The following is a 16,615-nucleotide window of genomic DNA, read 5'->3' on the forward strand; positions in this document are numbered from 1 at the left end:
GGAGGCCGGTACGAGCTGGGCCGCTACTTGGCGTCCGAGTAGCGCTCGACGACCGCCGTGGTGAAGGGGAAGCGGACCGGGGTGGGGCCGAAGGCGGTGGTGCCCGCGGTGTCGGCGGCCGACTGGATGGCGGCGGCGACCGTGTCGGCCTCCTCGGCCGGGCAGTGGACGATGACCTCGTCGTGCTGGAAGAAGACCAGCTCGGCCCGCAGGCCCGCGGTGGCGCCGCGCAGGGCGGCCAGCATCAGCAGGGCCCACTCGGCGGCGCTGCCCTGGACGACGAAGTTGCGGGTGAAGCGGCCCCAGGCGCGGGCCGAGGACGCCGAAGCGGGCGCGCCTTGCGCGGTGTCGTCCTGCGGGAGGCCCGCCTCGTCGGCGTCCGGTGCGCCCGCGGGGCGCGGGCTGGTGCGGCCGAGCCAGGTGCGCACCAGGCGGCCCTCCTCGCCCGCGCGCGCCGCGTCGTCCACATACGCCACGGCGTGCGGGAAGCGGCGGCGCAGGGCCGCGAGGTTCTTGAGCCCGTCGCCCGAGGTCTGCCCGTAGATCGCGCCGAGCAGCGCCAGCTTCGCCTGGCCGCGGTCGCCGGTGAAGCCGCGCTCCGACAGGGCCGTGTAGAGGTCGCCCGGGTGGCCGCAGGCCTCCATGAAGCCCGGGTCGCGGGAGATCGCGGCCAGCACGCGCGGCTCCATCTGCGCCGCGTCCGCGACCACGAGCCGCCAGCCGTCGTCGGCGACGACCGCGCGGCGCAGGACGCGCGGGATCTGCAGCGCGCCGCCGCCGTTGGTGGTCCAGCGGCCGGTGACCGTGCCGCCCGGCTGGTACTCGGGGCGGAAGCGGCCTGCGCGCACCCAGTCGGCGAGCCAGGACCAGCCGTTGGCCGTCCAGATCCGGTACAGCTTCTTGTACTGGATCAGCGGCTCGACCGCCGGGTGGTCGACCTTCTCCAGCTCCCACCGCCTGGTGGATCCGACCCGCACGCCCGCGCGCGCGAACGCCTTCACCACCTCGGCAGGCAGGTCCGGGCGCACCCGGTGCCCGAACGCCTCCGACACCGCTTCGGCCAGCTCGGCGAGGCGGCGCGGCTCCCCGCCGCCCGCGTAGCGCTCGCCGAGCAGTTCGTCGAGCACCGCGCGGTGCAGGTCGGCGCGCCAGGGCAGGCCCGCGGCGTGCAGATCGGCGGCAACGAGCATGCCCGCGGACTCGGCGGCCGTCAGCAGCCGCATCCTGCCCGGGTGTTCGGCGCGTGCATGGCGGCGCTGCTGCTCCCGGTAGACGTCGAGGAGCCCGTCGAACGGCACGTCGGAGCCGGGTCTCGCCTCGAACAGCGAGGACTGCGAGCCGGGCTCGGCCGAGCGCGGCGGCGGGTCGGGCGGCACCGGCGCCCCGCGCAGCCGTGCCCAGGCGGCCGCGGCCGAGCGCGGCTCGCCGAGGCGCCCCTCGTGCCCCAGCAGGATCTGCTCGGCCGCCTCCACGTCGTAGCACCGCTCGACGCGCACGCCGGCGGCGCGCAGCCGCGGATAGACCTCGGGTGTCGAGCGCCACACCCACCGGGTCACGTCGGGGCGCGCCCGCACCGCGGCGACCAGGTCGGGCTCGCGCCCGACGGGCCCGGCGGCGCCGCCGTCGGCGCCGAGCGGCGCCAGCAGGGCGCCCCCGTCGTCCAGCGGTGCGAGCGCCCAGCGCCCGGTGCGGTCGGTCATGGGGGCGAGTCTCGCAGGAGGGTCTGACAGCGGGCCCCGACCGCCCCGCGCGCACCAGGCAGAACATGCCGGGAACAAACGCGGGCAGCCTGTGCTTGAGAGTTCAAGTGAACGGGCGCGCGGGCCCGCCGCACCGGCCGCAGGCTGGTGGTGGCGGCCGTACGCACCCGCCCGCGACGGACCACCCCGGGCATACCCACACCCGCGGCGGGCCACCCGGGCACACCCACAGCAGAACGACGCAACGACGCGACAGGCGGAGGTCACGATGAAGGCGACGGTGTTCGAGGAGTTCGGCGGTCCCGAGGTGCTGCGCGCGGGCGAGGTGCCCGAGCCGCACCCGGGCCCCGGGCAGGTCAGGATCGCGGTCAGGGCGGCCGGGGTCAATCCGATGGACTGGAAGATCCGCCACGGATGGATGGAGCAGATGATGCACACCTCCTTCCCCGCGGTCCCCGGCGTGGAGGCCGCGGGCGTGGTGGACGAGGTCGGCGAGGGCGTCACGGACTTCGCGGTCGGCGACGAGGTCGTCGGCTGGGCCACCGGCGCGTACGCGCAGTACGCGCTGATGACGAACGCGGTGCCCAAGCCCGCGGGCCTCGGCTGGCAGGAGGCCGTCGCCGTGCCCGTCGCGGGCGAGACGGCCCGCCATGTCCTGGAGCTCCTCGGCGTCACGAGCGGCGACACCCTCGTCGTGCTCGGCGCCGCGGGCGCGGTCGGCTCCGTCGCCGTGCAGCTCGCCGTGGCGCTCGGCGCGACCGTCGTCGGCACGGCGTCCCCTGCCAACCACGACTTCGTGCGGGAGCTCGGCGCCACGCCCGTCGCCTACGGCGAGGGCCAGGTCGACCGCATCCGCGCCGCCGCGCCCTCCCAGATCGTGGACGCGGTCTTCGACACGGCGGGCAAGGGCGACCTGCCCGACGCGATCGACCTGCGCGGCGGCACCACGGACCGGGTCGTCACGATCGCGGACATGGACGCGGAGAAGCTGGGCGTGACGTTCTCGGCGGGCGGCGCCCCGCAGGAGGAGCAGCGCGCCCACCTCGCGGCGAACCTCGCGCTCGCCGCGGAGGGGGGCCTCCGCCTGCGGGTGGCCCGTACGTTCGGGCTCGACGGGGCCGCCGACGCGCAGCGCGAGAGCGAGGCGGGCCACGCGCGCGGCAAGCTGGTGATCGTCCCGTAGGGTCGGCGCGGCACGGCTCCCGCGGCGGGCGCGGCCACTGACCGGGGAGCGGCCGCCGCCGGGGCCGCCGAAGTGTCCTCGTACGGCGGTGGCGCGCGGCGGCACGCTCGGGCACCATGGGTTGCTTTCCGTGACCGATCGATGTCCGAGAGTGACGATGCTCACCGACAGTGGCCTTGTGCACGACGTGTACCACCCCGACCGGCCGTGGTCGGCGCTGACCCGGCTCCCCCTCCCGCACAAGCCGGAGGCCGTCTTCCGGGCGCGCAGACACACGCGCGAGACGCTGGCCCCGCTGCGGGTGGACCCGGAGCTCGTGGCGACCGTGGAGCTCGCCGTGAGCGAGCTGGTCACCAACGCCGTGCGGCACGGCGTCTGCCCCTGCGGCTGCACCCGCGGCGCCGTCTCCCTCGCTCTCTTCTCGGCGGGGGAGCGGCTGCGCGTGGAGGTCGGCGACCCGTCCCGCACGCCGCCCTGCTGGCCGACCGGCATCGAGTCGGTCGACGCGGAGGCGGCGTCGGGCCGCGGGCTGCTGCTGGTCACCGGCCTCGCCGCGGACTGGGGCGACTGCGCGCGGGGGCGCAGGGGCAAGGTCGTCTGGTGCGAGTTCGCCCCCACCGCCCGCCTCCCGGCCGCCCGGGCGGACAGACCGGCGGCGGCTTGCGAGGACAGACCGGCGCCCGCCGCGCCCGTACGGCCGGACCCCGGCGCCCCGGCAGCCGCACGGGAGGCCCCGGCAGGCTTACGAGCGGATCCGGACGCTCCGGCAGGCGTACGGCCGGATCCCGGCGCCCGCGGCCCGCTGGCCGGTGCGCCGTGACGCGCCGCTTGCGGCCGGGCCCCGCTCTGTCCACAGCCTGTGGACAGAGCGGGGCCCGCGCCTTCCGGGCGGTCGGCGGCCCGTCACCGCCGCCGGCCGCCCCGCGCCGACTACGCCCCCGGCGTCGGCGCCCCCGCTGAGGGCAGCGCCCCCGCCGGGAGCGAGGGCAGCCCGGACGGCACGCCCGCCGTCTTCTTGAGGATGTCGCGCTTGGTGTCGCCCCAGGCGATCACCGCGGTCCGGCCGTCGTTGGAGCTGACGATGCCCATCACGCGGTTCCTGTCCCCGTCCGTGCAGGTCATCGCGAGCATCGGCACGCCCATCTCCTGGATGGTGCCCTGGCAGACATGGCCGTCGGCGATCACCACCGCCTGGACGCCCTTGACCGCGAGCGTCACGACGCTGCCGTCCGTCTCACCCTGCCAGGTCCCGGCGAGCCCCGCCGCCACCTGTGCCACCGTCTGGGACCCGGGGCCCGAGCCCGGCGCCGGCGACGGCGGATGCGCGCTCGCCGAGGCGGCGGGTGCCCCGGCGCCGCCGCTCGCCGTGCCCGCGCTCGGCGCGCGGGACGCGGACGTGTCGTGCGAACCCCCGCCCCCGCACCCGGCGAGCAGCAGTGCCGCGACGGCCGTACCCGCCGCGGCCAAGGCCCCGGCCCCTGTGATCCTGCGCACGACGGCGCCCCCCTGAGAGTCGAAGGACCGCCGGGGGGCGGCCGGTTCGCCGGGCCCCCGGCCGACCCTCCAAGCTACCAGGACGACTTGGTCACACCAGGGAGGAAACCGGCGTGCGCGGCCTCGCGCAGCCGCACCCTGGAGAGCCCGAACTTCCTGAGGTGACCGCGCGGCCGGCCGTCGACGCTGTCCCTGTTGCGCACGCGGGTGGCGCTCGCGTCGCGCGGCTGGCGGTTCAACTCCCGCCGGGCTGCGGCTCGTTCCTCGTCCGGGGTGTCGACGCGGCGCAGGATCTCCTTGAGTTCCGCGCGCCGCGCCGCGTACCGGGCGACCGTCTCCTTGCGCCGCTCGTTGGCGGCGATCTTGCTGCGCTTGGCCATCAGACCGACCCTCCCCGCGCGCGGATGCGGGCCACGGCCGCCTCGATGCCCAGCGCGTCGACGGTCTTGACGCCCTTCGCGCTCAGCGTCAGCCGCACATGGCGGCCCTCGCTGGCCAGCCAGTACCGCTTGTGCTGGATGTTCGGGTCGAAGCGGCGCGAGGTGCGCCGGTGGGAGTGGGAGACGTTCTTGCCGAACACGGGGTGCGCGCCGGTCAGTTGGCAACGGTTGGCCATCTGGGTCCTCGCCTTTCGCGATGGGGCGGGCCGGAGCCCGGTATTGGAAATGGTAACCGTTTCCATATACTAGCGGCATGGCCCGCAATGAACTCCGCCCGATCGTCCGGCTCCGCTCCACCGCGGGCACCGGCTTCACCTACGTGACCCGCAAGAACCGCCGCAACAACCCCGACCGCATGACTCTGCGCAAGTACGACCCGGTGGTGCGCCGCCACGTCGAGTTCCGCGAGGAGCGCTGACGCGCGCCGCACCCGCCGCGTGGCGCGCCGAGCCGCGCCCGGCTCCCTGCGCAGAAACCCCCTGCCCCCGTACCGACCCACCCGCGAGGACCCCGCCCATGAAGCCCGGAATCCACCCCGCCTACCGGCCCGTCGTGTTCCGCGACCGCTCGGCCGGCTTCGCCTTCCTCACCCGCTCCACGGCCACCAGCGAGAAGACCGTCGAGTGGGAGGACGGTGCCACCTACCCGGTGATCGACGTCGAGACGTCGTCCGCGAGCCACCCCTTCTACACGGGCACCGCGCGCGTCCTCGACACCGCGGGCCGCGTGGAGCGGTTCGAACGCCGCTACGGGAAGCGTGCGGCCCGCTGATGGACGCCGCAAGCGACCCGGCCGCGCGGCCGGACGGCAGGCTGCCCGTCGCCGTCGTCTGCGGCCTGCACGGGGAGGCGCGCCGCGCCGCCGTGCAGCGCCTGCTGGCCACGGTGCCCGGCAGCGTCGCCCTCCACCACGACCTGTCCACCGCGGCCGCCGGCAGCGTGCTGCGCACCGTCCGCGACGCCACCGCCGTACGGGACACGGGGCGTGCGCCGCTCGTCAACGACTGCGCGTGCTGCGCGCTGCGCGAGGACCTGGTGCCCGAGCTGCTGCGGCTCGCCGACGACGGGCTGACCCGGCTCGCGGTCGTGGAGCTGTGGGACTCGGTGGAGCCGAAGGCGATGGCCGAGGTCATCGCCGCGCACAGCGGCGAGAGCCTGCGGCTCACCTCCGTCCTCACCGCCGTCGACCCGTCCCTGACGCTGCCGTGCCTCGGCAACGGCGACGACCTCGCCGACGTGGGCCTCGCCGCCGCGGCCACCGACCAGCGCACCGTCGCCGACACCTGGGCGAGGCAGCTGGAGTACGCGCCGGTGCTCGCGCTCGTCGCGGGCGGTGACGGCGCCTACGGCGACGAGGAGGACCGCGCGCTGCTCGCCCAACTCCACCCGACGGCCCGGCAGATCAGGGTCACCGAAGGGGGCGCCCTGGCCGAGGCCGCGTTCGGCTGGGGGAGCGGCTTCGACGTGGAGGCGGCGGCGGCCCGCCAGCACCCGGCCTGCGCGCTGCTGCCGCAGTCGGCCGACGAGAGCGGCGTCGTCACCTACGTGTGGCACCGCGAGCGGCCCTGCCACCCCGGGCGGCTGTACGAGGCGCTCGAAGACCTGTGCTGCGCGGCCGCGCGCAGCCGCGGCAGGTTCTGGCTCGCGGACCGGCCCGACACCCTGCTCGCCTGGGACGCCGCGGGCGGCGCGCTGTGCGTGGAGAGCCACGGGCCCTGGCTCGCCGCCCTGCCCGAGGCCGCCTGGGAGAGCGTGCCGCCGGTGCGCCGCGCCGCGGTGGCCCTCGACTGGCACCCGGAGCACGGCGACCGCTGCCAGCACCTCGTCTTCACCTCGCCGGGGCTCGACACCGACGGCATCTGTCGGCTGCTCGACTCCTGCCTGCTCACCGACGCCGAATACGCGGCGGGCCCCGAGGCGTGGCAGCGCCTCGCGCCCGCCTTCGACAACCTGCTGGAGATCTGACCGACATGGCCCCACGCACCACGAACCGCGCAGGATCGCGCGCCGACTCCCGTACGGGAAAGCGCCGCGCACCCGCCCAGCGCACCAATCCGCTGGATCGGGCGGGCATTGATTATATCGACTACAAAGATACTGATCTGCTGAGGAAGTTCCTTTCCGACCGCGGAAAGATCCGCAGCCGCCGCGTCACCAAAGTCAGCGCACAGCAGCAGCGCCGGCTGGCGAGGGCGATCAAGAACGCCCGCGAGATGGCTTTGCTTCCGTACCGTTCGGTGCCGCGCTGACGGGGATTCCAGGCGGAACGTTCACGCAGGTTCCAGGACTCGAACATTCTGTTCACCGTGTGCACCGGAAGGGTTCCTCGGAGTTCACGGACGCGGGAATTTTCCTCTGCACGTGCATTTGCTCGTGCAGAAGCACGTGCGCGTCGCTATGATCCGGCTCAGTTGTTGATCGACCTTGCAACTCCCGGGAGATTTCCGTGCATCAGGCATACAACGGCATCGCGGCCACCGAGCTCACCGATGTCGCATGGCAGAAGAGTGGGTTCAGCAACTCCCAGGGCAACTGCGTGGAGTTCGCGAAGCTGTCCGGCGGCGCGGTCGCCGTGCGCAACTCCCGCTTCCCCGAGGGCCCGGCGCTGGTCTACACGCCGGCCGAGATCGAGGCGCTGCTGCTCGGCGTCAAGGCCGGTGAGTTCGACCACCTGACCGCCGCGAGCTGACCGCGCGGCAGGGCGCGTGCCGCATACGACCGGTGCGGCGCGCGCCCCTTCTTCCCCTGGTCAGTCGAGACGGCCGTGGACCGCCCTCGGGGCGCGGTTCCGCGGCCGTCTTCGTGTGTGCCGGTCACCGGCCCGTGTCTCCTGGCGGCCGGGGAGCGCGCGGCGCGCGGGGATTCAGTCCTCCACCGGGAGCGCGGGCTCGGGCCGCGCGCCTGCGGGCACGGGGGCGCGCAGCAGGAACACGGCCCACACCACCTTGCCGCTGAGCGTGCCGGTGAGCGGGTGCCAGCCCCAGGTGTCGCTGAACGACTCGACGAGGAAGAGGCCGCGCCCCGACTCGGCGGCGCACTCGTCCTCCGCCTCCCGCGCCTCCGGGCTGATCCGGCTCGGGTCGCGCACCGCGCAGACCAGCCGGGTGCTCCACCGCATCAGATGCAGCCGCACCGGGCGCTCGTGGCCGCCGGGCGCCGCCTCGGGCACGGCGTGCCGCAGGGCGTTGGTGACGAGTTCCGAGACGACGAGCGCGACATCGTCGAACCGCTCGTCGAGGGCCCACTGGCCCAGGGTCGTACGGGTGAACTCCCGTGCGGAGCGCACCGCTTCGTACCGTGCGGGGAGCGAGCACGAGGCGGCTCCCGCCGCGCCGGACACGTCGATCGGGGGAAGGCCCTGCCGTAACGGCGCGAGCACGGTCGATCCATTGGTCCCCATGCGAGGCTCCCGGGATTCGGCGGCCGTGGCCACACGTCGGTGACACGGGCACACGTGGTACGAGCGCAGAAGTCTGCTCCCGTCATGGTTCCGAATGCGGGCTGCGGATGCAAGGGCAGATGCACGTGCAGGTGACGCGTATCGCCCGTTGTACCCACCTTTATTGGTATTTGTGGGGGTGGGCCGTTCTGGTCGCTTCTTCGCGGATTGCTCCCTGCGTAACCGTGTGAGTACGCGGTGAAGCGTTTTGATGGCACAATCCGGCAGTCGGGGCCGGGGACTGCTCCGTCCGACCGCAAAGGATGGGGAGGGTTGACAGCGTGTCCGCTGACGAAAAGCGCGGTTCCGTGGTGCGGCGCATCCTGCTCGGCTCGCGGCTGCGCCAGCTGCGCGAGTCCCGCGCGATCACCCGTGAGGCGGCCGGGTACTCGATCCGCGCCTCCGAATCGAAGATCAGCCGCATGGAGTTGGGGCGGGTCGGCTTCAAGACCCGCGATGTCGAGGACCTGCTGACGCTCTACGGGGTCACCGACGAGAAAGAGCGCGCCGACCTGCTCGGACTGGCCAGGGAGGCCAACACGGCAGGCTGGTGGCACGCCTTCAACAGCGTGGTGCCGAGCTGGTTCCCGAACTATGTGGGGCTTGAGACCGCGGCCGCGCGCATCACCGCGTTCGAGGTGCAGTTCGTGCACGGGCTGCTCCAGACGGAGGCGTATGCGCAGGCCGTCATCACCCGGGGCGTACGGGGCCCGAACGTCACCAGGGAAACCATTGACGACAAGGTCGCGCTGCGACTTGAGAGACAGAAGAAACTCGTCGCGGAAAACCCGCTGAAACTGCACGCGATCCTCGACCAGGGCGCCGTCTCCCGCCATTACGGGGGACGCGAGGTCATGCTGGCGCAGCTGGATCACCTGATAGAGATGTCCGAACACCCGAACGTCACCCTTCAGGTGCTCCCGTTCAGCCACGGGCCGCACACCGCGGAGACGGGCGCGTTCTCCGTCCTGAGTTTCCCCGAGCCCGATCTCGGCGACATCATCTACGCCGAGCAGCTGACCGGTGCGCTCTATCTGGACAAGCCGGAAGAGGTCAGCCAGTACACCGAGGTCATGGAATCCCTCATCCGCGACTGCCCCTCGCCCGCCAAGAGCGTTGACTATCTTCGCGATTGGCGCCGAGCCTGCTGAGGGGCCGTTACTATGAGCCCCATTCAGGAGCCCGACCCCACAGCGACTGCCCTGACAGACAGCAGAGGGATCACATGTCCTACTTCACGGAACTGGGCCACCAGTACATCGGCGGACAGTGGCAGGTCGGCAGCGGGTCCTGGGACATCATCGATTTCAATCCGTACAACGGCGAGAAACTCGCCGCGATCACCGTCGCCACCGCGAAGGAGATCGACGCCGCCTATGAAGCGGCGGCCCGCGCGCAGGGCGCCTGGGCCGACACCGACCCGGGGGAGCGCAGGCGGGTCTTCGAGCGCGCGATCGAGGTGATCGAGGAGCGCACGGACGAGTTCGCCGCTCTGATCACCGACGAACTCGGCGGCAACCAGGCCAAGTCGGTGATCGAGCTGGTCTCCGCCGTCGAGCACCTGCGGCAGGCCATGATCACCACGGCCGAGGACACGACGGTGCACTCGCCGTCGCCCGAGCCGGGGCGCACCAACCGGGTGATCCGCCGCCCCATCGGCGTCGTCACGGTGATCAGCCCCTTCAACTTCCCCCTCGCGACGGCCATGATGTCGGTCGCGCCCGCGCTCGCCCTGGGCAACGCGGTGGTGCTCAAGCCCAACCAGAACTCCCCGGTCTCCGGCGGCGGCCTCGTCGCGAAGGTCCTCGAAGAGGCCGGGCTGCCCGCGGGCGTGCTCAACGTGCTGGTGACGGACATCGCGGAGATCGGCGACGCGCTGATCGAGCACCCCGTGCCGAGCGTGATCTCCTTCGCGGGCTCCGACGAGGTCGGCCGGCACGTCGCCGAGGTCGCCGCCCGGCAGCTCAAGCGGTGCGTACTCCAACTCAGCAACAACGCGGCCTTCGTGGTCCTCGACGACGTGCGCGGCGAACGCCTCGACTACGCGGTCCGGGCCGCCGTCAGCAGCCGGTTCGTCTTCCAGGGCCAGGTCTGCATGGCGGCCAACAGGATCCTCGTCGACCGGGCCGTAGCGGACGAGTTCACCGAGAAGTTCGTCGCGGCCGTGCGCGCCCTCAGGGTCGGCGACCCCCGCGACCCGGCCACCCACATTGGCCCGCTGATCAACGCCCTCCAGGCAGACGCCATGCGGACGATAATCAAACAGGCGCTGGACGCGGGGGCCACGGCGCTGGTCCAGGGCTCCACCTACGACAACTTCGTGGAGCCCACGGTGCTCACGGGCCTGCCCGAGGACTCGGCGCTGCTGCGGCAGGAGATCTTCGGCCCGGTGGCGCTCCTCGCCACGTTCGACGGCGAGGAGGAGGCCATCCGCATGGCCAACGACACGCCCTACGGCCTGACCGCCGCCGTCCACACCCCCGACCTGGAGCGAGGCGCCCGGGTGGCCCGCCGTATAAGGGCCGGCATGGTGCACGTCAACAGCACCACCAACCTCCAGGACGTCACGGTGATGTTCGGCGGCGACGGCGCGTCGGGGCTCGGCCGGCTCAACGGCAGGCACGCCATAGACCTCTTCTCCACCGAGCAGTGGATCTCCACGAGGGCGGACATGCCCGAGGTCCCGCTCTAGCCGTGTCCTCGAAGGCCGTTCCTGCGGGGGCGCCCAGGGCTTCCCCCGCGCCTCGCCAGGACACCGCCCCCAGGACGGCGGCCGGACCTGTGGCGGTCAGTGGTGGAACGCGGTGGCGGCCGCCTTGTCCCGGGACAGCGGCGCGTCCTGGCGCCGGAGTTCGGGCAGCAGCCGCTCCAGGTCGGCGAGCAGCAGCTCCGCGAGGTCGGCGGAGAAGCCGTTGCGGCACACCACCCGCAGCACCGCCAGGTCCTCGCGGTTCTTCGGGAAGGTGTACGCGGGCACCAGCCAGCCGCGCTCGCGCAGCCGCCGCGACACGTCGAACACGTCGAAGGCGGTGACGTGGTCGGCGGTCGTGAACGCGAACACCGGCAGCTCGTCGCCCCTCGTCAGCAGCCTGAAGTCCCCGAACTCGTCGATCTTGCGGGCGAGTCCGGTCGCGATGTCCCGCGCGGTCTGCTGCACCGCGCGGTAGCCGTCCCTGCCGAGCCGCAGGAACGTGTAGTACTGCGCGACGACCTGCGCGCCCGGCCGGGAGAAGTTCAGCGCGAACGTCGGCATCTCGCCGCCCAGGTAGTTGACCCGGAACACCAGCTCGTCGGGCAGCGCCTCGGACGACCGCCACAGCGCCCAGCCCACGCCGGGGTAGACCAGCCCGTACTTGTGCCCCGAGGTGTTGATCGACGCGACGCGCGGCAGCCGGAAGTCCCACACCAGGTCCTCGTCGAGGAAGGGCGCGATCATCGCGCCCGACGCCCCGTCGACATGGACGGGGATGTCGAGCCCGGTGCGCTCCTGGAGGGCGTCGAGCGCCGCGCAGAGGTCGGCGACCGGCTCGTACGAACCGTCGAAGGTGGAGCCGAGCACGGCGACCACGCCGATGGTGTTCTCGTCGCACAGCTCGGCCGCCGCCGCGGGGTCGAGGTGGAAGCGGTCGCCCTCCATCGGCACCTGGCGCATCTCCACCTCCCAGAAGTCGCAGAACTTCTCCCAGCAGACCTGCACGTTGATGCCCATCACCAGGTTGGGCCGCGCGGTGGCCGGGTAGCGGTCGGCGTTGCGCCGCGCCCAGCGCCGCTTGAGCGCCATCCCCGCGAGCATGCACGCCTCGCTCGACCCGGTGGTGGAGCAGCCGACCGCCTTCGCCGGGTCCGGCGCGTGCCACAGGTCGGCGAGCATCGTCACGCACCGCTGCTCCAGCTCGGCGGTGCGCGGGTACTCGTCCTTGTCGATCATGTTCTTGTCGCGGCACTCGCTCATCAGCACATCGGCCTGGGGCTCCATCCAGGTCGTGACGAACGTCGCGAGGTTGAGCCGCGCGTTGCCGTCGAGCATCAGCTCGTCGTGGACCAGCTGGTACGCGGTGGCCGGCGGCATCGGCCCGTCCGGCAGCCGGTGCTTGGGCGGCGCCGAGTTCATCGCGCTGACCGGGTCGGCCTCTCCGTAGAACGGGTTGATCGACAGGCGGCGCACCTCGTCGGTGTCCTCACGGCCGGTGCTCGGGCGGTGGGGCTCCTTGCCCTGGTACAGGCTCATCTGCGGCTCTCCTCGGCTGGGCCGCCCGCGCGGCGGCGGAGTGTACGGGGTGAGCATACGAACGGCCCCGGCCCGGGCCGCGCGTGACGCGTCCCGCCGCGCGGGCCGCGCCCCCGCGCGACCGGCCGCGCACCGATCCGCCCCCCCTGGCGCGGCGGCGGCCCGGGGGCGCGGCCCGTGGCTCAGGCGCCGCTCTTGGCGACGACCGCGGCCGTCCCGTACGCGCAGACCTCCGTGCCGACCTGGGCCGCGTCCGTCACGTCGAAGCGCATCATCAGGACGGCGTTGGCGCCGCGCGCCCGCGCGGCCTCGATCAGCCGCTCCATCGCCTGGTTGCGGGTCTCGACCAGGGTCTTGGTGAGGCCCTTCAGCTCGCCGCCCATCATGGACTTGAAGCCCGCGCCGATCTGCGAGCCGACGTGCCGCGAGCGCACGGTGAGGCCGAAGACCTCGCCGATCACCTCCGTCACCCGATAGCCGGGCACGTCGTTCGTGGTGACGACGATGACGTCCGCGTCCGGGCTGAGTCCGCCGCTGTAGTCCTCGATGGCCATGCGACCGTTCCCCTCTCTTCTGTTCTTCTCTTCACGTTCTCTGTTTCTCGGTGAGTGCTGCGGCCCCTTCGTACCAGCAGTGGCCGCACGCCGGCGGCGGAACCACGCGTCCCGCGTCGGCGTTGATAGCTTTGGCGGCCGGCCGCGCCCGTACGCGACGGTGCGCCCGGTCCGTGCGGCGGGATGCCCGCGGGCGCGCCGCGCGTACGAGCCGTACGTAGGATCGGCGGCGACGCTCCACCGACGACTCAGGAGTCCGGAACCCGTGACCACCCTCGCTCTCGGACCCAGCTGGCTGGATCCGGACCACCTGATCTCGACCTTCGGCGTGCTCGGTCTGCTGATCGTCGTCTTCGCCGAGTCCGGCCTGCTCATCGGGTTCTTCCTGCCCGGCGACTCGCTGCTGTTCACGGCGGGCCTGCTGGTCACGACCGGCAAGCTCGGCACACCCCTGTGGCTGCTGTGCCTGCTGGTGTGGTTCGCCGCGGCCCTCGGCGACCAGGTCGGCTTCCTCTTCGGCCGGAAGGTCGGCCCCTCGCTGTTCAACCGGCCCGACTCCAAGCTGTTCAAGCAGGAGAACGTCGAGAAGGCGCACGCCTTCTTCGAGAAGCACGGCCCGAAGTCGCTGATCCTCGCGCGCTTCGTGCCGATCGTGCGGACGTTCACGCCGATCATCGCGGGCGTCAGCCGCATGGACTACCGCTCCTTCGTGATCTACAACGTCATCGGCGGCGGCCTCTGGGGCATCGGCGTCTCGGTGCTCGGCGCGGCGCTCGGCAAGGTCGCGTTCGTGCACGCGCACATCGAGCTGATCCTGGTGGCGATCGTGCTGGTCTCGGTCATCCCGGTCGCCATCGAGTACCTGCGCGCCCGGTCCAAGGCCGGCAAGGCCGGGCCCGGGGCCGTGGACCGCGCGGACGGCGGCCACGCCGACCCGTCGACGACCATGCCGATGCCCGCCCTGTCGGACCTCGCCGACGAGGAAGGACCCGCCCGCCGCCCGCGCCCCGACGAGGGCGCGGGCGACGGCGGCCCCCGTGGGAACCCGGGCGGCGGCGAGGACCCCTACGCCAGGCAGCAGCCGTATGGCGCGCCGGGCCCGCAGCCGTACCAGCAGCCCGGCGGCTACGGCGCCCACCCGCAGGGCGGGCAGCAGCCGTACGCCCCGCAGCAGGGCGGCTACCAGGGGCAGCAGCAGTACGGCGCGGGCGGCGGCCCGGCGTACGGCGAGGGCGCCGCGTACGGGACCGGCGGCGGATACGGCGGGCAGCAGCCGTACCCGCAGCAGCAGTCCCAGCCCGGCGGGCCCTACCAGGGCGGGCAGCAGCCGTACGGCTACCCGGCGCAGGGCGGCGGGCAGCCGTACGGCGGCTACCCGCAGTACGGGGACCCGCAACAGGCCCAGCAGCCGCAGCACTCTCCGTACCCGCAGCAGGGACAGCAGTCTCCCTACCAGCAGCAGCCGCAGTACGGGCAGCAGCCGCAGAGCCCGCAGCAGCCCCCGTACGGGCGGCAGGCGCAGGGCCCGCAGCAGCCCCCGCAGTATCAGCAGCCCCAGCCCCAGCAGCAGTACCCCGGCGACCCTTACGGGCAGCAGCCGTACGGGGGGCGTGCGCCGGAGGGCGGGCCGCAGGACCCGGAGGAGGGCGAGGGCGCCGACCCGCGCCACCGCTACTGAGCCGCACGGCGCGCGCGGCCCCGCGCGCGCCGGTTCAGAAGCCGCGTGTGCGCTTCGCCGCGCGCCGGGCCGAGCCGCGCGTCGCGCCCGGCGCCTTCAGGAACAGCCGGGAGATCTCGCCCCCGAGGTTCACGCCGACCGCGATCGCCAGCGCGAGTGCCACCGCCTTCGAGAGGGAGGCGAGGCCGTGGTCCAGCTCGTTGTACGCGATGCCGAGCAGGCCGAAGTAGGTCGCGGAACCCGGCAGCAGCGGTCCGATCGCGGCCGTGACGTACGGCAGCGCACTGGAGAACTGGTAGCGCGAGAACAGCTGCCCGAACAGGCCGACGAGCCCGGCCGCCACCGCCGTGGAGGCGACCGGCGAGATCTTCGCGGTGTCGTGCATCGCGGCGTAGACGATCCAGGCGACGCCGCCGTTGAGGGACACCATCAGCACCGTGCGCCGCTCCTGTTGCAGGAGAACGGCGAAGGCCAGGCTCAGGGTCACCGACACCAGGATCTGCACGAGCGGCCGCTGCCCGGCGACCGGGGCCGCGCTCTCCGGGTTGAGCTCCGCGTTCAGCTGCACCCCGACGTAGAGCACGATCAGCACGCCGATCACGATCGCGATGAAGAAGTACATGACTTCGAGCAGCCGCGCCGCCGCGGTGATGTAGTAGCCCGTCAGGCCGTCCTGCACGCCGGCGACCAGCGCGCGCCCCGGCAGCAGCGCGAACAGCCCACCGGTGATGACCGCGGACGGCTTGCCGTCCCAGGACAGGGCCGGGCCGGCGAGCGTCAGCGCCACCCCCATCGCGGCCGGCGGCATCGCCGCCACCACGAACTGGTAGAACTCCGGCAGCCCGCGCCCCGCGCACAGCCAGGCGAGCCGGTCGCCGAGCATCGCGCCGATCAGTGCGGCGACGAACACCAGGAAGTCGCCGCCGACCAGCACGGCCGCCGACCCGGCCAGTACGCCGCTCGCCGCCGTGAGCGCCCAGCCCGGGTACGGGTGGCGGTTGCGGCGGATCGCGGCGAGGCGGCGGTACGCCTCTTCGAGCGTGACGTCCTCGTCCTCGTTGGTGATGTCGTCCACGAGGTCGAACACGGCGGACAGGCGCGTGTAGTCGGTGCCGCGCCGGCGCACGACCCGGCTCGCGGTCACCGGGTCCTCCACCAGCGAGGGCTGGTGGGAGATGGAGATGAGGGTGAAGGTGACGTTGGGCTCGCAGCGTTCTAGGCCGTAGGCGTGGCTCACGGCGAACATCGCCGCCTCCACGTCCTCGGCGCCCTCGCCGCCCGCGAGCAGCAGCTCGCCGATACGGAGCGTCAGGTCGAGCACGCGCGGCACGGCGGGGCCCGTGACGTCGTGCCGCTGCACGATCTCCGGCAGCGGCCGGTCGCCGACCGGCATGCGCAGCAGCGTGCGCATCCGGTCCTGCCAGGGGGCCTCCTTGGTGAGCCGCAAAATCGGTACGCCCTCGGCGGGCGTGAACGCGGGCGGCAGCATCGCCGTCTGCGCGTACGAGGGCAGCGGCGGCGGCACGTCCGTGCTCACCCCCTCCGGCACGGCAAACTCCGACGTGGGCTGCTCGTCCTCGGGGACCGGCGGCTGCGGTACCCCGAGCGGCGGGGTGAAGGCGCTGTGCGCCTCGTCCGAGGGAGGCTTCCTGTCCTCCGGACCGTCAGGCTCGGCCACTCGTCACGCCTCGTTCCTTACTCGCACGGCCTGCTGCCGCGTCTGCCCAGTATGGCCACGGACATGGCGGCTGACACGCCGACAATGCGCACGTGGCACGCGAACGGGCGGCGCGCCCACCGAGATCGCCGACACGGCCACCGACGCGGACGGTCTGCGCGGGGCGCCCCTCGGCCTCCTTGAACGTGGTGCGCAGCGCCTCGTGCCGGGCGACGACCGCGG

Annotated in this window: 18 protein-coding genes; 10 read left to right on the forward strand and 8 right to left on the reverse strand. The window is 73.2% G+C overall.

Features of this window, described 5'->3' with window-relative positions; translation table 11 throughout:
- Positions 1 to 23: 23 nt before the first annotated feature.
- Positions 24 to 1,700: a bifunctional 3'-5' exonuclease/DNA polymerase gene (locus tag AB0910_RS12980; RefSeq protein ID WP_366744619.1), complete on the reverse strand. Its 1,677-nt coding sequence runs from the start codon at positions 1,698 to 1,700 to the stop codon at positions 24 to 26.
- Positions 1,701 to 1,968: 268 nt separating this feature from the next.
- Between AB0910_RS12980 and AB0910_RS12985 the strand changes: the two genes are divergently transcribed.
- Both AB0910_RS12985 and AB0910_RS12990 read left to right on the forward strand, forming a co-directional pair.
- The gene (locus tag AB0910_RS12985; RefSeq protein ID WP_366744620.1) at positions 1,969 to 2,883 is read left to right on the forward strand and encodes an NADP-dependent oxidoreductase; all 915 of its coding nucleotides are present in this window, start codon (positions 1,969 to 1,971) and stop codon (positions 2,881 to 2,883) included.
- Positions 2,884 to 3,040: 157 nt separating this feature from the next.
- Positions 3,041 to 3,703: an ATP-binding protein gene (locus AB0910_RS12990; protein ID WP_366744621.1), complete on the forward strand. Its 663-nt coding sequence runs from the start codon at positions 3,041 to 3,043 to the stop codon at positions 3,701 to 3,703.
- Between the two features lie 110 nt (positions 3,704 to 3,813).
- On the opposite strand, the gene AB0910_RS12995 is transcribed toward AB0910_RS12990, so the two are convergent.
- The 3 genes from AB0910_RS12995 to rpmB form a co-directional block, all read right to left on the reverse strand.
- The gene (locus tag AB0910_RS12995; RefSeq protein ID WP_366744622.1) at positions 3,814 to 4,377 is read right to left on the reverse strand and encodes a hypothetical protein; all 564 of its coding nucleotides are present in this window, start codon (positions 4,375 to 4,377) and stop codon (positions 3,814 to 3,816) included.
- 74 nt (positions 4,378 to 4,451) lie between these two features.
- Positions 4,452 to 4,757, reverse strand: coding sequence for a 30S ribosomal protein S14 (gene rpsN, locus AB0910_RS13000; RefSeq protein WP_366744623.1), 306 nt, complete (start codon positions 4,755 to 4,757; stop codon positions 4,452 to 4,454).
- A complete protein-coding gene (gene rpmB, locus AB0910_RS13005; RefSeq protein ID WP_366744624.1) occupies positions 4,757 to 4,993 on the reverse strand; it encodes a 50S ribosomal protein L28 in 237 nt (78 codons plus the stop codon). Before rpmB ends, rpsN begins: the two co-directional genes overlap by 1 nt.
- A 77-nt stretch (positions 4,994 to 5,070) precedes the next feature.
- Between rpmB and rpmG the strand changes: the two genes are divergently transcribed.
- The 5 genes from rpmG to AB0910_RS13030 all read left to right on the forward strand — a co-directional run bounded on the left by rpmG (position 5,071) and on the right by AB0910_RS13030 (position 7,505).
- Positions 5,071 to 5,235, forward strand: a complete 165-nt coding sequence (gene rpmG, locus AB0910_RS13010; RefSeq protein ID WP_366744625.1) for a 50S ribosomal protein L33 — start codon at positions 5,071 to 5,073, stop codon at positions 5,233 to 5,235.
- Between the two features lie 98 nt (positions 5,236 to 5,333).
- Positions 5,334 to 5,588 carry a type B 50S ribosomal protein L31 gene (locus AB0910_RS13015; protein ID WP_366744626.1) on the forward strand — a complete coding sequence of 85 codons (255 nt, stop codon included), beginning with the start codon at positions 5,334 to 5,336 and terminating at the stop codon, positions 5,586 to 5,588.
- A complete protein-coding gene (locus AB0910_RS13020) occupies positions 5,588 to 6,781 on the forward strand; it encodes a GTP-binding protein (protein ID WP_366744627.1) in 1,194 nt (397 codons plus the stop codon). The genes AB0910_RS13015 and AB0910_RS13020 overlap by 1 nt, the downstream gene beginning before the upstream one ends.
- 5 nt (positions 6,782 to 6,786) lie before the next feature.
- Positions 6,787 to 7,065 (forward strand): 30S ribosomal protein S18, encoded by a 279-nt coding sequence (rpsR, locus tag AB0910_RS13025; RefSeq protein WP_366744628.1) that lies wholly within the window; start codon positions 6,787 to 6,789, stop codon positions 7,063 to 7,065.
- Between the two features lie 197 nt (positions 7,066 to 7,262).
- Positions 7,263 to 7,505 (forward strand): DUF397 domain-containing protein, encoded by a 243-nt coding sequence (locus AB0910_RS13030; protein WP_366744629.1) that lies wholly within the window; start codon positions 7,263 to 7,265, stop codon positions 7,503 to 7,505.
- A gap of 174 nt (positions 7,506 to 7,679) precedes the next feature.
- Here AB0910_RS13030 and AB0910_RS13035 read toward each other — a convergent pair whose 3' ends face one another.
- Positions 7,680 to 8,216: an ATP-binding protein gene (locus AB0910_RS13035; protein WP_366744630.1), complete on the reverse strand. Its 537-nt coding sequence runs from the start codon at positions 8,214 to 8,216 to the stop codon at positions 7,680 to 7,682.
- A 320-nt stretch (positions 8,217 to 8,536) separates the two neighbouring features.
- On the opposite strand from AB0910_RS13035, the gene AB0910_RS13040 reads away from it, so the two are divergent.
- Together AB0910_RS13040 and AB0910_RS13045 are read left to right on the forward strand one after the other, a co-directional pair.
- Complete coding sequence (locus tag AB0910_RS13040; protein WP_366744631.1) at positions 8,537 to 9,406, forward strand: helix-turn-helix transcriptional regulator; 870 nt, start codon at positions 8,537 to 8,539, stop codon at positions 9,404 to 9,406.
- Between the two features lie 74 nt (positions 9,407 to 9,480).
- Positions 9,481 to 10,947 carry an aldehyde dehydrogenase family protein gene (locus AB0910_RS13045; RefSeq protein ID WP_366744632.1) on the forward strand — a complete coding sequence of 489 codons (1,467 nt, stop codon included), beginning with the start codon at positions 9,481 to 9,483 and terminating at the stop codon, positions 10,945 to 10,947.
- 96 nt (positions 10,948 to 11,043) lie between these two features.
- Here AB0910_RS13045 and AB0910_RS13050 read toward each other — a convergent pair whose 3' ends face one another.
- Positions 11,044 to 12,483 (reverse strand): glutamate decarboxylase, encoded by a 1,440-nt coding sequence (locus AB0910_RS13050; RefSeq protein ID WP_366744633.1) that lies wholly within the window; start codon positions 12,481 to 12,483, stop codon positions 11,044 to 11,046.
- 182 nt (positions 12,484 to 12,665) lie between these two features.
- The gene (locus tag AB0910_RS13055; RefSeq protein ID WP_366744634.1) at positions 12,666 to 13,037 is read right to left on the reverse strand and encodes a YbjQ family protein; all 372 of its coding nucleotides are present in this window, start codon (positions 13,035 to 13,037) and stop codon (positions 12,666 to 12,668) included.
- Between the two features lie 265 nt (positions 13,038 to 13,302).
- On the opposite strand from AB0910_RS13055, the gene AB0910_RS13060 reads away from it, so the two are divergent.
- Positions 13,303 to 14,715: a DedA family protein gene (locus AB0910_RS13060; RefSeq protein ID WP_366744635.1), complete on the forward strand. Its 1,413-nt coding sequence runs from the start codon at positions 13,303 to 13,305 to the stop codon at positions 14,713 to 14,715.
- Positions 14,716 to 14,749: 34 nt separating this feature from the next.
- Here AB0910_RS13060 and AB0910_RS13065 read toward each other — a convergent pair whose 3' ends face one another.
- Entirely contained in the window at positions 14,750 to 16,393 is a 1,644-nt protein-coding gene (locus AB0910_RS13065) for a threonine/serine exporter family protein (RefSeq protein ID WP_366744636.1), read from the reverse strand.
- Positions 16,394 to 16,615 lie beyond the last annotated feature (222 nt).

It is taken from the genome of Streptomyces sp. NPDC047002, assembly GCF_040704505.1.
Classification (GTDB): domain Bacteria; phylum Actinomycetota; class Actinomycetes; order Streptomycetales; family Streptomycetaceae; genus Streptomyces.

What these genes read in the sequence shown, in the direction of transcription:
- AB0910_RS12980 (WP_366744619.1), bottom strand. Translation starts at nt 1,700, where the DNA reads ATGACCGACCGCACCGGGCGCTGGGCGCTCGCACCGCTGGACGACGGG.
- AB0910_RS12985 (WP_366744620.1), top strand. Translation starts at nt 1,969, where the DNA reads ATGAAGGCGACGGTGTTCGAGGAGTTCGGCGGTCCCGAGGTGCTGCGC.
- AB0910_RS12990 (WP_366744621.1), top strand. Translation starts at nt 3,041, where the DNA reads ATGCTCACCGACAGTGGCCTTGTGCACGACGTGTACCACCCCGACCGG.
- rpsN (WP_366744623.1), bottom strand. Translation starts at nt 4,757, where the DNA reads ATGGCCAAGCGCAGCAAGATCGCCGCCAACGAGCGGCGCAAGGAGACG.
- rpmB (WP_366744624.1), bottom strand. Translation starts at nt 4,993, where the DNA reads ATGGCCAACCGTTGCCAACTGACCGGCGCGCACCCCGTGTTCGGCAAG.
- rpmG (WP_366744625.1), top strand. Translation starts at nt 5,071, where the DNA reads ATGGCCCGCAATGAACTCCGCCCGATCGTCCGGCTCCGCTCCACCGCG.
- AB0910_RS13015 (WP_366744626.1), top strand. Translation starts at nt 5,334, where the DNA reads ATGAAGCCCGGAATCCACCCCGCCTACCGGCCCGTCGTGTTCCGCGAC.
- AB0910_RS13020 (WP_366744627.1), top strand. Translation starts at nt 5,588, where the DNA reads ATGGACGCCGCAAGCGACCCGGCCGCGCGGCCGGACGGCAGGCTGCCC.
- rpsR (WP_366744628.1), top strand. Translation starts at nt 6,787, where the DNA reads ATGGCCCCACGCACCACGAACCGCGCAGGATCGCGCGCCGACTCCCGT.
- AB0910_RS13035 (WP_366744630.1), bottom strand. Translation starts at nt 8,216, where the DNA reads ATGGGGACCAATGGATCGACCGTGCTCGCGCCGTTACGGCAGGGCCTT.
- AB0910_RS13045 (WP_366744632.1), top strand. Translation starts at nt 9,481, where the DNA reads ATGTCCTACTTCACGGAACTGGGCCACCAGTACATCGGCGGACAGTGG.
- AB0910_RS13050 (WP_366744633.1), bottom strand. Translation starts at nt 12,483, where the DNA reads ATGAGCCTGTACCAGGGCAAGGAGCCCCACCGCCCGAGCACCGGCCGT.
- AB0910_RS13055 (WP_366744634.1), bottom strand. Translation starts at nt 13,037, where the DNA reads ATGGCCATCGAGGACTACAGCGGCGGACTCAGCCCGGACGCGGACGTC.